The following is a 13258-nucleotide window of genomic DNA, read 5'->3' as shown; positions in this document are numbered from 1 at the left end:
ACAGAGACACAGAGAACACAGAGTTACAATAAATAAAAATGGCAAATCTTAAGGAAATACGTAACAGAATATCATCCGTAAGCTCTACGATGCAGATAACAAGCGCCATGAAAATGGTATCTGCTGCAAAGTTGAAGAAAGCACAAGATGCAATTACGGCGATGCGTCCCTATTCTGAAAAACTTACTGAATTACTACAGAATCTGAGTGCCACTCTTGAGGAGAATGCAGGAGGGAAATATTCAGAACAACGAGAAGTAAACAAGGTTTTGGTTGTTGCAATAACTAGCAACCGTGGATTGGCCGGAGCTTTTAACAGTAATATCGTTAAAGAAGCTCGTAATTTGGTCGGTAACACCTACGCTGGAAAGCAGGTTGACTTTATGACCTTAGGAAAGAAAGGAAATGACATCCTAAAGAAAGGAAACACCATTTTAGAAAATAACAACGATATTTTCGACAACCTTTCCTTTGAAACCACTTCCGAAATTGCTGAAAAGTTAATGCAACTCTATTCAGAAGGAACCTACGATAAAATTGTATTAGTTTACAATAGCTTTAAAAATGCAGCGACTCAAATTGTAATGACTGAGCAGTTTTTACCAATTATGCCTGCACAAAACATAGAAGAAGCAGACACATCAGATACCTTCTATCTTTTTGAACCATCAAAAGAAGAAATTGTAGAAGCATTAATTCCTAAGAGCCTAAAAACACAATTGTTCAAAGCTCTTCGTGATAGTGTAGCAAGTGAGCACGGCGCACGTATGACTGCAATGCACAAAGCAACAGACAACGCCACCGAACTTCGAGATGCCTTAAAATTACAATACAACAAAGCACGTCAAGCAGCAATTACCAACGAAATCCTAGAGATTGTTGGTGGTGCAGAAGCATTGGCAGGATAGCTTCGGTAAGTTTCGCCAAATGTAGAAACACCTAGCTACCTTAGTTTTTATAAAATTATTGAACCCTTCCAGAGTTTTAAACTTTGGAAGGGCTTTCTTTTACTCCAATTCTTACTTCTTCAATTAATTGAACATTATTGGTATTTGAGCTCTGTAAAGCGTTCAAACTCTCCTTCTTCAGAAACCGCGCAAAAGTGAAAAATTACCTAGATTTTTTAAAAAATATCGCATTCTACGGAAACCCGTAAAAATATACCAAAACATCAACCTACATTTGATCCCATAAGGAAGTAAGCAAGTCGCTAATAAGCTTTAATTAAAAACTATAGCAAGAGCGAACTTCCAAAATTAAAAGCCCCTCCCTCGTGTTTCCATAAGTTTTAGGGGGAGGTGGTTTTGTTTTTGAAAAACATATTGATGGAAAAATTGCCTGATTACGGGAAACCTCAAAAAAGACTGGATAGAATTAAAGACTTTTAACCAAAATATAACCAAACAATTTAAAACCGAGTTTATCAACTCATTAACCTTAAAAAATAAAATTATGACCAAACATCATCTTCAATCTCAGATCAAGTCAACAAGTACAGCCTATATACTGTTCTTCTTTCTATTTGGAACCCACTACGCCTATCTCGGCAAATGGGGGCTACAATTCCTATTCTGGTTCACCCTCGGAGGACTAGGTGTCTGGGGCTTAATAGACCTTTTTACTATGTCCAGTAAAGTCGAAGCCCACAACGCCAATATATATCGTCAAATAGACGAAATTGATAAAAGAGAGCGTAATGACGATCAAGCTAGACAAATGGCAATGATTGCTGCGGCTAGAGGAAACTCATAGTAATAAGATTAGAGTATATCTTAAACAAACTGTATTCACAACAATGTCAAAACTAATGGCCCCTCTCTCGCCTTCCATAAGTTTAGAGGGAGGTGGTCTTGTTTATCTATATTGAAAAATAGTTTCGAGGATAAGGATATTTCAATGAAGAAATATCAAATATTAATGTCGAAGCAAAAAAGTATTTACGTTAACCAGAAAAATTAAAATTATGAGAATTATTAAAGTTCTAATAGTAATAACGCTTGTTGTAACCTCCTTTAGCTCTTGTACATCTTTCGATGATAAAGTAAAAGAATACAGAGATATTAATGATGAAATAGCAAAAATTCAAGATAAGATTTTAGATGGAACGATAAACCAAGGAACTGGAGTGGAACAAATATCAGAATTAAAACTGAAGTTAAATTCGTTTGACAGTGAGGTTTCAGAACAATATGCCAGTGAAGAAAAAGTAAAACAAGAAATAGAGCAGGAAAGAAAAAGGCTAATAGAAAAGAAAAGGCTAGATTCAATTGAAGAAGCTAAAATTGCGTATGAAGAGGAGTTGAGATTAAAAAGAGAGGTTGCAGAAATGATTAGAATGGAAGAAGAGGCTGAAAGAATAGCCTATCTTGAAGAGCTTAAAGAACGAGGAGTCTTTCTTGTAGAATTCGATGACATAACTTATGAAATAAATCAAAAAGACTGGAATGATTATAAAATTGCGGAAGACTATGATTCACAGAAAATAGTAAATGAAACAAAAGACATCATTAGATTCATGGGAAATCAAAAGGTAAATAACTTGGCAAATTCAATGTACCGAACTTTGACTTCAGGAATTTCCAAAGAAGGAATCACCTTAAAAGCTCTCGAAGGAATACAGATTTACAACGTTTTAACTACAGGAGATCCACAATTTAATTAAAGAGTATTTTTGGTAAGGATAAGACACTATCCCGCTAAGTGTGTAAGTTTTAAAATAACAGGGGTTAGACTTTTTAAAGTCTGACCCTTTTTTCATAGATCGTTAGGAACTGATTTAAAATAATGCCCTAGTTTCTCACGGGCATTGACCGCTTTTGGGTGTATACAATTTTTCTTAGGGACAACCTCATAAAGTGTGCTTTTTCATTCTTACAATCACATCACTAACTCTTTAGCTGGCACAAGCAATCCCAGCCTTGTCCTCACAAGTAAATCCAAAACTTCATCAACAAAAAGAAATAAACAACAAACCCCAAACAACAAAACCCCACAATTAACCCCCCATCAAAGAAGGATTCGACTGCTTTTTGAAGGTTTCATACATTTTAGGAGTAATCAGCTTCTTAGAAAGCAGTAAATCTAAATAATACGTTGAATTTGGGCCGTGGGTTTTGGCAACCATCTTCTGCCCTATTTCAAAAACCCCAGGTCTATTCTTCGGAAATATCCGAAACATCGTAATATTGGTTTCCATGGCATCTTCATAATGCTCATTCTCAAACTGAATGTACATCAAGTTCTGATAGGCTTCCACACTCTTCGGGTTCAACGCAATAGACTTCTTTAGCGTCTCAATAGCCTTATCCGGATCGCCATTTGCACGGTAAGACAAGCCAAGATTATAAAAAGTTTTAAAATCTGGCGCATCACCCCTACTCGCTTCTATCAGGTGTTGGTGCGACTCTTTCAAATCCCCTTCCAAACTATAAAGAATCCCAAGGTTATTATGCGCAGCCGTATGAATTGGGTAGGTTTCGAGCGCTTGTTTGTAGTAAAAAATGCTTCTTTCAATCAACGAATCCTTTTCAGTTTGCTTCAGCTCTTTCGCCGATACTTTACCAAATAAATCGTTTGCCAAAAGCATATTCAACTTAACAGATTTTGGAGCAACTTCAATGTCTCGTGTTACTAAGGTTTGCAAATCGTACCAATCTAAATTCCTAGAAAAGGTCTTCGCCGAACCAGCCAAAACAATAAGCCCTGTAATTCCCCAAAAAACATAATTCAACTTAGGAATACGCACTTCTTCTTTTAAAGTGATGTCAATTTTGCTCAATTTCAGCAATAACCAACCCACCACAATACAAAATCCCAAAGAAGGGATGTACGCAAACCGTTCTGCAATAATACCCACAGCTGGCTTTACAAGGTTTGCATACATAGAAATGGTTATAAAAAAGAACGCCAACCCATACACCAAAACCGATTTGGTTTTTAGTTTCCAAATTGTAAGAATTGCAAGCGGAATCACAACTAGCATTCCAAGCCACACATATAAATGCTCCCACCCAACGATGCTCACGTGGTCGTACCCGTAATAACTTAACAACGGATGCGGCACAAAAAGCAATTTGATATAATAAAACACCGAATAAAATGCCATCGGAATCCTTTCAATAAAGCTTGCTCCATTCACAAACAGAGGGTTTTCAATAAACAGCAGACTTCTGCTTCCGGAACTCTCAATAAGTTGAGTATTTATAAGCCTAAAAATAATAAGTGGCAACAACGAAGCGACAACAATCTTCAAATGCACCTTCCAGTTTACATTTTCGAAAAAGTAAATGGTCAACGGAATTATCGCCAAGAAAGTAAGCGAAGATAATTTAGACAAAAACGACAATACCATAAAAACAAAAACTCCCGCAAGCCAACCCCAATGTTGCTTGCGAGCGTATTTAATGGCACTTGCCATAGCCAACAAAGCAAACAGGAAGCACAACAGCTCATCCCTGGATTTAACGCTACTCACCACTTCTGTATGAATGGGATGTACTATAAAAAGAACGGTAATTACCAATGGCAGCAACCAATGATTGTTTTTAAAAAGTGAATTTAAAATCTTAAAAATTAATAAGCAGGTAAGAATATAAAGAAGTAGATTGATAAGATGACTAACAAACGGTATGGCTCCAAATATCTGATGCTCAACTGCAAAAGAAGTCAACGTTACAGGCCGATACCCATAACCCTGATCGACAGATTCAATATTTTTTGACTTAAAAAGTGCTGATATTCCCGAAATCCCTTTCGCCACCTTTTCGTTATTTACAATAACGTACTCATCGTCAAAACCATAATTATTCAATAATGAATTTCCATAAATAAGAAAGCAAAGTCCTACAATTAAGTAGCCAATTAGCTTAGAATGATTCTTTGACATATTTGAAGGTGGTTGATAACGGTAAATATACGCAGAAATTGAAAACAGCCTTTACAATGTAAATTTTAGCCACTCAAAAACATTCATAAAATTGTATGGTTACTTATATTTGGATTCATAATTAGAAGCATCCCAAACCTGATAAAAATTGATATACCTCAACGCCATATCATATTATTTTCCAAATAATTCAGTTAACAATGAATTTATAATAGAAAAGTATTTGGAATACGGCGGCGATGCTTCCCTTGAAATTACACCCGAATCTATTTTTCAAAAATGCGGAATAAAGAAGCGATATATCGCCAATCTTGAAGACTCCGCAAAGGATTTGGGAAATAGAGCCGCCAACAAACTTTTAGACGAATGGAACATTGATAGAGCTACGGTAGACTATTTGATTTTCGTAAGTGAAGCCTTCGAATACAAAGGGCCTTCTACAGCGGCTATTATGCAACAAGACTTAGGGCTCGAACAAGATATTGGCACTTTGGATATTCTTCAAGGATGCACCGGTTGGGTCTATGGATTGAGCATTGCGAAAGCTGTAATTATGGCGGGATTGGCAAAAAACGTTTTACTTATCACTTCCGATGTTACCACAAGGGTAATCCACCCAGAAGATATTGAACTGAGCAGTATATTCAGTGATGCCGCAGCAGCCTGTTTAATATCTTCCGAACAAAAAAAAGACGGAATAAACACTTCAATAAGCGATTTTGTTTTTGGAACCGACGGCAGTGGCGAAAGCCATTTATTCGTTGAACGATCTGCAACCAAAAACCCGGCAGATATTCCATATCTTAAGCAATATGAAGATATTCCGTCGGGTTTAAAGTGGGGACGATTGCGGATGGATAGCGCAAAAATATTTTTATTTGCAATCAGGCGTGTCCCAAAATTGGTTAAAGCTGTTTTGGAAAAAAACCAAATGAACATTGAAGATATCGATTATTTTGTATTTCATCAAGCAAATGGATCGATGCTCGAATTTCTTCGGAAACGCATGAAAATACCGAAAGAGAAATTCATCAATTCAATTGAAGAAGTCGGGAATACCGTTTCAGCAACAATTCCAATTGCTTTAAAAGAAATGGTCGATCAAGAAAAAATAAGAAAAGAACATAAAATCTTAGTAGCCGGTTTTGGAATCGGTTTTACTTGGGGAGCAACCATATTAACCAAATAACTTTTTAATGAATAACATCGGAGAATTTATAAGTACCCTAGAAACCGAATTTGACGAACTAGCTCCAGGAACTTTAAAACCAGAAACAAAATTTAACGATTTGGACGAATGGAGTTCCATGTATTCGCTCATAATCATCGCCCTAATCGATACTGAATACGAAGTAACCATTTCAGGTGAAGACCTTATGAGCATCAGCAAAGTAGAAGAACTTTACGAAATGGTAAAATTAAGAATGAAGCAATAATGGCGTTTTTTTCTATTCAAGATATAGCCGTAAAAGGTATCGCAGCAGCAGTACCATCCAATATGGTTTCCAACTGGGATTACGACCTATTGACCGAAAGTGAAAAAAAATTACTCATTAAAACCACAGGAGTTGAACAACGCAGAATGGTTTTACCCGGAATGACAACTTCAGACTTATGTTTTGAAGCAGCCGAGAAACTTCTGAAAGAACTCCATTGGAAAAAGGAAGAAATTGAAATTCTCATCTTCGTTTCTCAATCCACAGATTTCTATTTGCCCGCAACCGCAATCATTTTACAAGATAGACTCGGTTTATCCAAGTCCTGCATGGCTTTTGACATAGGTTTAGGCTGTTCAGGCTATGTTTACGGACTTTCCGTTATCTCCGGAATGATGAAGGCCACAGGGCTTAAAAAAGGCCTATTAATGGTTGGCGACATTTCTACAGCAACGTGTTCAAATGAAGATAAAAGCACCTATCCCCTATTTGGTGATGCAGGAACCGTCACGGCTTTACAATACGAAGAAAACGCTAAATCAATAAGTTTCGACCTAAACAGTGATGGCTCTGGAAAAGATGCAATTATCATTCCCCACGGCGGCCTTCGGAATCTAGCTTCTCCTGAATCATTTGTAAAAGAAGAAATAACACCAGGCATTGTCCGTTCTAAAATGGATTTGGCGCTCAATGGACTAGACGTATTTAATTTTTCGATTAAAGAAGTCCCAAATTCACTAAAGGAATTTCTTGAAAAAATAGGAACCACAACTGAATCCTACGATTATTTTGTAATGCACCAAGCCAACAAATTAATGAACGAAACCATTCGTAAAAAAATGAAGTTCGCTCCAGAAAAAGTGCCTTATTCTATTTCGAAATATGGTAACACAAGTTCAGCTTCCATCCCTTTGACGATTGTAAGTGAATTATCTAACGATTTGAAAAATTCAGAAAAAAAACTACTTCTCGCGGGTTTTGGGGTTGGTTTATCTTGGGGTTCGGTATCTTTAAATCTGAAAAATGTAGTGCTCCCAGAAATCATAGAATTATGAATCCATTTTCCCTCGAAAATAAAACAATATTAGTTACTGGCGCTTCTTCAGGAATTGGAGCAAAAACCGCAGAAGTTGTCGCTAATCTAGGAGCCACAGTAATTCTAACAGCTAGAAACGAAGAACGATTACTTGATGTTTTAAAAAAACTACCAAAAGGAGAACATCAAATTATCCAAGCCGATTTAACTGATGATGAAGCTATAAATGAAATTGTAAAACAAGTTCCAAACATCGACGGAATCGTTCATAGCAGTGGAATTGTAAAACACTACCCCGTAAAATTTATCAGTAAAAAACAAATCAAGGAAATCTATGAAATTAATTATGAAGCACCCGTAGTATTGACAAGTTCACTTTTAAAATCGAAAAAAGTAAACAAAGGTGCCTCGATAGTTTTTATGTCATCAATTGCTTGTAATTTTCCAAATAAAGGAGGTGCGCTTTATTCAGGCACCAAGGCAGCTATCAATAGCTTCAGTAAAACTTTAGCTTTAGAACACGCCCCACAAAAAATACGCAGCAATGTAATTCTAGCTGCAATGGTAAAAACACCGCTATTTGACGAAGCTGAAAAAACCGTGAGCAAGGAATTAATGAACAAGCACGGAAAGCAATATCCGTTAGGTTTTGGCGAACCGGAAGATGTAGCCAATACCATCGCATTTTTGTTATCTCTAGCTTCAAAATGGATTACAGGAACTGAAATAGTAATGGATGGCGGACTTAGCGCAGGTATGTAAAATGGAATATTCTATCATCATCCCAGTATTTAACAGCGAACAATCCCTTTCGGAATTGAAGCAGCGTATTAGTACCGTTTTTAAAAATATTTCAGAAGAATACGAAATCATTTTTATCGATGATTTTTCCCAAGACAACAGCTGGAATGTGTTGGTTGATTTAAAAAACGAAAGCCCAGATAAAGTCCGACTTTTTCGGCTAGGAAAAAACTTTGGACAACACAACGCCACTATTTGCGGGTTTCACCAAGCAAAAGGCAAGTGGGTCATTACCATGGACGACGACCTACAACAAGCGCCTGAAGATATTCCGTTGTTAGTTGAGAGGCAAAAACAAACAGGAGCAAATGTGGTATATGGCATCGGCAATGAAAACCATCCACTCTTCCGAAAATTAAGTAGTAATGCTTATAAAAAGTCGGCAAAACATCTTCACGGATCTTTCGGGAATGGCTCATCATTCCGACTTGTGGACGGAACTTTGATTGACAAACTAAAGCATAACAAACAACATTTCAATTTTATTGATGAAATACTGCATTGGCATACCAACTTCATCGAGTGTGTAAAGGTTTCGCATGCACCTAGAAAATATGGAAACTCCGCCTATTCTCCTAAAAAACTCTGGACACTTGCCAACAACAATACCTTGAATTATAGCAATTGGCCACTTAAATTGATGATGTATTTTGGAGGCATTTTTTCTTTCATTTTTGTATTAATCGGAGTTTATTTCATCGTTAAAAAGCTGGTTTTTGATGTGGCTGTTCCTGGATTTACAGCCTTAATAGTTTCAATCAGTTTTTCAGCAAGTTTGATGCTATTGTGCTTCGGAATTTTGGGATATTATTTGAAAAACATCCTTTCAAGACTCAATCAGCAACCTGCATATTTCATTAAAGAGGAATTATGATCATCAGAAAATACGGAATTACGCTTCAGCGATTAACCGAAGCTGATATAGAATTAGTACGCCATCACCGCAATAGCGAACTTATTAGAAAGCGAATGTTCTATCAAAAGCTGATAACTGAAGAAGAACAAAAAAAATGGTTTCAATCCATCAATAACGACTTCAACTATTACTTTTTAATTCTTCACGAAGAAAAAAAAATCGGACTTATTCACGGCAATATTGAGTCTTACGAAACTGGAATTTCGCGAGGAGGTATTTTCATTTGGGAACCAACGGCTATGCAATCACACCTGCCTATAATTGCTTCGGTATGCGCTACAGATTTACTTTTCTTTTTGGTGAAAATAAAACGAAGCTTGGCCGAAGTTCGAGCAGATAATAAAATTGCATTGGAATACAATCAAAAATTCGGTTATCAAATTGTTGAAGCACTTTCTGATGACGAAAAATATGTACTAGAGCTTACTCCCGAAATTTATTTAGAAACAGCTAAAACCATTCGAGAAATGGTGAAAAAAATAAATAACGACCCTTCCGAATTATCTTGGAATGATGTTGAACTTCCGAGAGAGAAACCAGCTGGGCTCTATGACAACCTTCCTTCTCATTTGGCTGAGTATATAAAGTTTAAGCCTTAATTCTTATAATTATAGTCCAACACCCTACTTTTAAGACTTAAAACCAATTTTCTGAATGCAAATGGAAAGTTGAAAAAGAGCGTAATTATTCCCAAAATAATTTTGACTTTCAATTTTGAAAAAGGGAATTTCAACTTCGTATAAAAGTTTACATTGGGCTTTTCAAAATCATATCCCAATTCTGAAGCCACATCATAAGTAGCGAATTCTAGTTGCTCAATCTGTTTCTTTGTGAGTTTTGTTTTCCACTTCTCCATTATTTTTGGGTCAATGGGTTTCATCAGGCTTTCGTGTTTCTTCGTAATGGCTTTGGTATAATCTTCAAATAGCTTTACAGTGTTTTTCCGATACGCCATCATCTTTGCATCGAAATCTATTTCTAAGAAATGACAAAGGGATTTCATTGTTTCTTCTGGTTTCAAAACCAAATCTTCATACTTGAGCAAGTAGTAATTATTCGGATAGACTGCTTTAAGTCCTGAAAGGTTTTTGTTGTACCGAGACCATAAATAGCCAACCATGAGCGCATCTTTTCTATTAAAAGTAATTATCTGCCCACTCCCAGTACCTCGCGGATCCCGCACCATGTGAATTAATTTGGCGTTAGGATTTATCCGCATCATTCGTTTAAAGAAATGCGAATATATTGGATGCTTGTCGCCGTATAGTTCTATCGACTTCGTTTTAAAAGAAGCGTTGTAACTCGCACGTATTCGATTGCAAGCCTCGTCAAAACCCGTCACTTTTGGTGGCTGCGAAAAAGATTCTTCCACTGTTTTTCGAGGAACTTTCCACATAAGCCGAAATGAACGGTCTACATACACATCGTCAATGAAGTTTTGAATCGTTTTATCGTTCCAATCGGTTATATGCTTGTATTCCCGCTCTAAATGAAGCACAAAAAACGACTCTGGCGGCACGACAATGTTTGGGTGCGCATCCAGGATATAGGCAAGTAAAGTGGTTCCAGAGCGGCCAATGGCCATAACATAAAAGTTCTTGCTCATTGGGTTGAAATAAATGGCATGCTGGGTTTACTTTTCAGTTCGCGCAACCATATTGGAAGTTTGTAATACAACCGTAATTTATCACGTTCAAAAAGTAATTCTTTCGGAATTTTCTCGTTTTTTGGAACAATTAAAGTAGTCTGCTCATAACCATATCTTTTGGCGAAACCGCTACAATATTTTTCTAAAGTTTCAATATTGGCTTTAGATAGTTTTTCCTTCCATTTATCTTTAAAAGAATTATCAATCGGTTTTGAAAGGTTTTTATGAACTTTAGCAATTCCAATTTCTCTCACGCTACGAACCTTTTCGCTTGGAGAACGTGCTACATAAGCAGAAATAGCTTTCGCAATACGTTCGTTATAGGTAAGCATATCCTGATGAAATTCAAGACTGAAAAAACTGGTTATCCGTTCCAATTCGCTTTTTGGATTTTCGAGTAAATCTTCATAGCGAAGGGTTATAAAGTTGTTAGGTGAAAGTTGCTTCGTTTTTTCAATTTCTGAATTAGTCAGTATCCAATTCATTCCCAATTTATAAACAGACGCTCCTTTCTGAAGGTTGAGAATAGAACTTACATTTCCGCGGAAATCCCGAATTAGATGAATAAACTTTGCATTTGGAAATACTTCCTGAAGCAGAGGAATCATAATAGCATATATTGGATTTTTATCTACAATAAGCGCTGCAGTTTCCTTGCTATGAAATGAATTTGAAGAAACATACACTTGCTTACAAATTTCGCCGTAAGTGGTATTTTCGGGTAGTTTTTCAAGTCTTTCTATTAGCGCATCTTGGTCTAATTCCCAAAATAAAACCATTTTCTGCTCTTTAAATAAATCTTTGACAAACTGGGTTTTTAAGCTTTTGTTCCAAATAGTTTTACTGTGATATTTGTTCTTTAAGTGAAGTACAAATCGAGATTCAAGTGGCGCACAAATATTAGGATGAGAATCTAACATAGTCTGAAGCAACGTGGTACCTGAACGATCTTTTGCCACCAAAAAGGCTATAGGAGCTTTGGTTGGCTCAATATTTACTTCAGTTAAACTCATTCAGTTCTTGGTGCTTTGTTGAGAAAGTCATTCCCAAAATGTAGTTTCAAATATAGTCTTTTCAAAGAATCTTCTCGCCAGACTCCTATTGTGAGTTTTGCAAATTAGTTTACTTTTGAAAGTATAACCCTTCCCATTTCTTAGTAAGTATGATTCCATTGCACCAACCTTTTGTTTCAGGTAATGAAATAAAATATATTGAAGAAGTCATCAATAGCGGTGCGCTATCTGGCAATGGAAAATATACCCATTTGTGTCACCAATTTTTCAACAGGGAATTTGGTTTTACTCACGCCAAGCTTACCGATAGCTGTACCGCAGCATTAGATATGGTTTCTATCCTGTTGAATATTTCTCCTGGCGATGAAGTCATTGTGCCTTCCTATACGTATATTACTTCGGCCAATCCGTTTGTTTTAAAAGGCGCAAAGATTGTTTATGCAGATTCCCATCCTGACAATCCCAATATCGACCCGTCCCAACTTCCAAAATTGATTACTAAAAAAACGAAAGCCATTGTCGTGATGCATTATGGTGGAATTGCGTGCGAAATGGACGAAATTATGCGCATTGCCAATTCTCATAAAATCTGGGTAGTAGAAGATGCCGCGCACAGTTTAGGTGCAACTTATAAAGGTAAATTTTTGGGAAGTATTGGCCATTTTGGAGCCTTTTCTTTCCATTCCACAAAAAACATAACTTCCGGTCACGGCGGCCTTTTAGTTATTAACGATGCACAATTTGTAGAACGGGCAGAAATAATTTGGGAAAAGGGAACCAACAGAAAAATGTTTCTAGATGGCGAAGTAAACAAATATGAATGGTACGATGTAGGGCTTTCTTTCTACCCTTCGGAAGTAACTGCGGCTTTTTTATGGGCGCAACTTCAAAATCTTTTACATATTAATGCAGAGCGTGTAAAATCCTGGAATTATTATTATAACGCTTTAAAAGAAGTATCAGGCATCGAGGTCATAAAAGTGAAGGATTACGAAAAGCACAACGCTCACCTATTCTGTCTAAAAACAATAAATCAAGAAAAGAGAAATATCCTGCTGCAAGCACTGAAAAAAAACGGTATAATGGCTGCTTTTCATTATTTACCTCTTCATTTAAGTCCGTTTGCAAAAACTGAAAACCCCTTACATTTAAAAGAAGCTGAAAGATGGGCGAATGGTTTGGTGCGAATTCCGCTTTATTTCGGGATAACAAAGGAAGCGCAAGATTTTATAATCAGTCAAATAAAAACAACAGTGAAAGACTGGTAGTGTGGTCTTCCCAAAAAATAGGACAGTTTACGTTCCGAAAAGCCTTTTTATAATTGCGAGCAAAATGAAATAAAAATAGCCGACCAAATTTTAGTGTTTGAAGACGGTTCGCGATCTGGAACACGGCAAGCACTAAAATTTTATGTCGGCTTAATACTGTTAACCCGTTGTGCATTTTAAATAATGCTGATTTTAATGTTGTTGATGTTTCTCCCGAAGATGAACTTATTGATATATTGAACAGTTGTCAGTGCA

13 protein-coding genes and 1 pseudogene are annotated in these 13258 nt (G+C 36.6%); 11 read left to right on the top strand and 3 right to left on the bottom strand.

What is annotated here, in order from left to right; genetic code table 11:
• Positions 1–38 precede the first annotated feature (38 nt).
• The 4 genes and pseudogenes from atpG to BLW28_RS13440 all read left to right on the top strand — a co-directional run bounded on the left by atpG (position 39) and on the right by BLW28_RS13440 (position 2662).
• Positions 39–908: an ATP synthase F1 subunit gamma gene (gene atpG / locus BLW28_RS13450; protein WP_073221201.1), complete on the top strand. Its 870-nt coding sequence runs from the start codon at positions 39–41 to the stop codon at positions 906–908.
• A 544-nt stretch (positions 909–1452) separates the two neighbouring features.
• Positions 1453–1608, top strand: a pseudogene (locus BLW28_RS16025) (TM2 domain-containing protein); the annotation flags it as partial.
• A 15-nt stretch (positions 1609–1623) separates the two neighbouring features.
• A complete protein-coding gene (locus BLW28_RS16080) occupies positions 1624–1752 on the top strand; it encodes a hypothetical protein (protein ID WP_262481122.1) in 129 nt (42 codons plus the stop codon).
• A 211-nt stretch (positions 1753–1963) separates the two neighbouring features.
• The gene (locus BLW28_RS13440) at positions 1964–2662 is read left to right on the top strand and encodes a hypothetical protein (protein WP_073221207.1); all 699 of its coding nucleotides are present in this window, start codon (positions 1964–1966) and stop codon (positions 2660–2662) included.
• A gap of 333 nt (positions 2663–2995) precedes the next feature.
• Here BLW28_RS13440 and BLW28_RS13435 read toward each other — a convergent pair whose 3' ends face one another.
• The gene (locus BLW28_RS13435) at positions 2996–4885 is read right to left on the bottom strand and encodes a tetratricopeptide repeat protein (protein ID WP_073221212.1); all 1890 of its coding nucleotides are present in this window, start codon (positions 4883–4885) and stop codon (positions 2996–2998) included.
• Positions 4886–5033: 148 nt separating this feature from the next.
• Between BLW28_RS13435 and BLW28_RS13430 the strand changes: the two genes are divergently transcribed.
• The 6 genes from BLW28_RS13430 to BLW28_RS13405 are packed head-to-tail and all read left to right on the top strand — an operon-like array spanning position 5034 to position 9673.
• Complete coding sequence (locus tag BLW28_RS13430) at positions 5034–6074, top strand: 3-oxoacyl-ACP synthase III family protein (protein ID WP_073221216.1); 1041 nt, start codon at positions 5034–5036, stop codon at positions 6072–6074.
• A 7-nt stretch (positions 6075–6081) separates the two neighbouring features.
• Entirely contained in the window at positions 6082–6321 is a 240-nt protein-coding gene (locus BLW28_RS13425) for a hypothetical protein (RefSeq protein WP_073221219.1), read from the top strand.
• Positions 6321–7376 carry a ketoacyl-ACP synthase III gene (locus BLW28_RS13420; RefSeq protein WP_073221223.1) on the top strand — a complete coding sequence of 352 codons (1056 nt, stop codon included), beginning with the start codon at positions 6321–6323 and terminating at the stop codon, positions 7374–7376. The genes BLW28_RS13425 and BLW28_RS13420 overlap by 1 nt, the downstream gene beginning before the upstream one ends.
• Entirely contained in the window at positions 7373–8119 is a 747-nt protein-coding gene (locus BLW28_RS13415; RefSeq protein WP_083540829.1) for an SDR family NAD(P)-dependent oxidoreductase, read from the top strand. The genes BLW28_RS13420 and BLW28_RS13415 overlap by 4 nt, the downstream gene beginning before the upstream one ends.
• 1 nt (position 8120) lies before the next feature.
• On the top strand, positions 8121–9032 hold the full coding sequence (locus BLW28_RS13410; protein ID WP_073221227.1) for a glycosyltransferase family 2 protein: 912 nt from the start codon (positions 8121–8123) through the stop codon (positions 9030–9032).
• A complete protein-coding gene (locus tag BLW28_RS13405) occupies positions 9029–9673 on the top strand; it encodes a hypothetical protein (protein ID WP_073221230.1) in 645 nt (214 codons plus the stop codon). The genes BLW28_RS13410 and BLW28_RS13405 overlap by 4 nt, the downstream gene beginning before the upstream one ends.
• On the opposite strand, the gene BLW28_RS13400 is transcribed toward BLW28_RS13405, so the two are convergent.
• Positions 9670–10680, bottom strand: a complete 1011-nt coding sequence (locus tag BLW28_RS13400; protein ID WP_073221234.1) for a sulfotransferase family protein — start codon at positions 10678–10680, stop codon at positions 9670–9672. The genes BLW28_RS13405 and BLW28_RS13400 overlap by 4 nt on opposite strands.
• Positions 10677–11735 (bottom strand): sulfotransferase family protein, encoded by a 1059-nt coding sequence (locus tag BLW28_RS13395; RefSeq protein ID WP_073221237.1) that lies wholly within the window; start codon positions 11733–11735, stop codon positions 10677–10679. The genes BLW28_RS13400 and BLW28_RS13395 overlap by 4 nt, the downstream gene beginning before the upstream one ends.
• A gap of 149 nt (positions 11736–11884) precedes the next feature.
• On the opposite strand from BLW28_RS13395, the gene rffA reads away from it, so the two are divergent.
• Positions 11885–13003 (top strand): dTDP-4-amino-4,6-dideoxygalactose transaminase, encoded by a 1119-nt coding sequence (gene rffA / locus BLW28_RS13390; protein ID WP_073221240.1) that lies wholly within the window; start codon positions 11885–11887, stop codon positions 13001–13003.
• Positions 13004–13258: the final 255 nt, after the last annotated feature.

Origin of the sequence: Aequorivita viscosa (assembly GCF_900106795.1) — a bacterium.
Classification (GTDB): domain Bacteria; phylum Bacteroidota; class Bacteroidia; order Flavobacteriales; family Flavobacteriaceae; genus Aequorivita; species Aequorivita viscosa.
The sequence above is the reverse complement of the archived record's forward strand: the minus strand, read 5'-3'. Positions and strand labels throughout refer to the sequence as shown.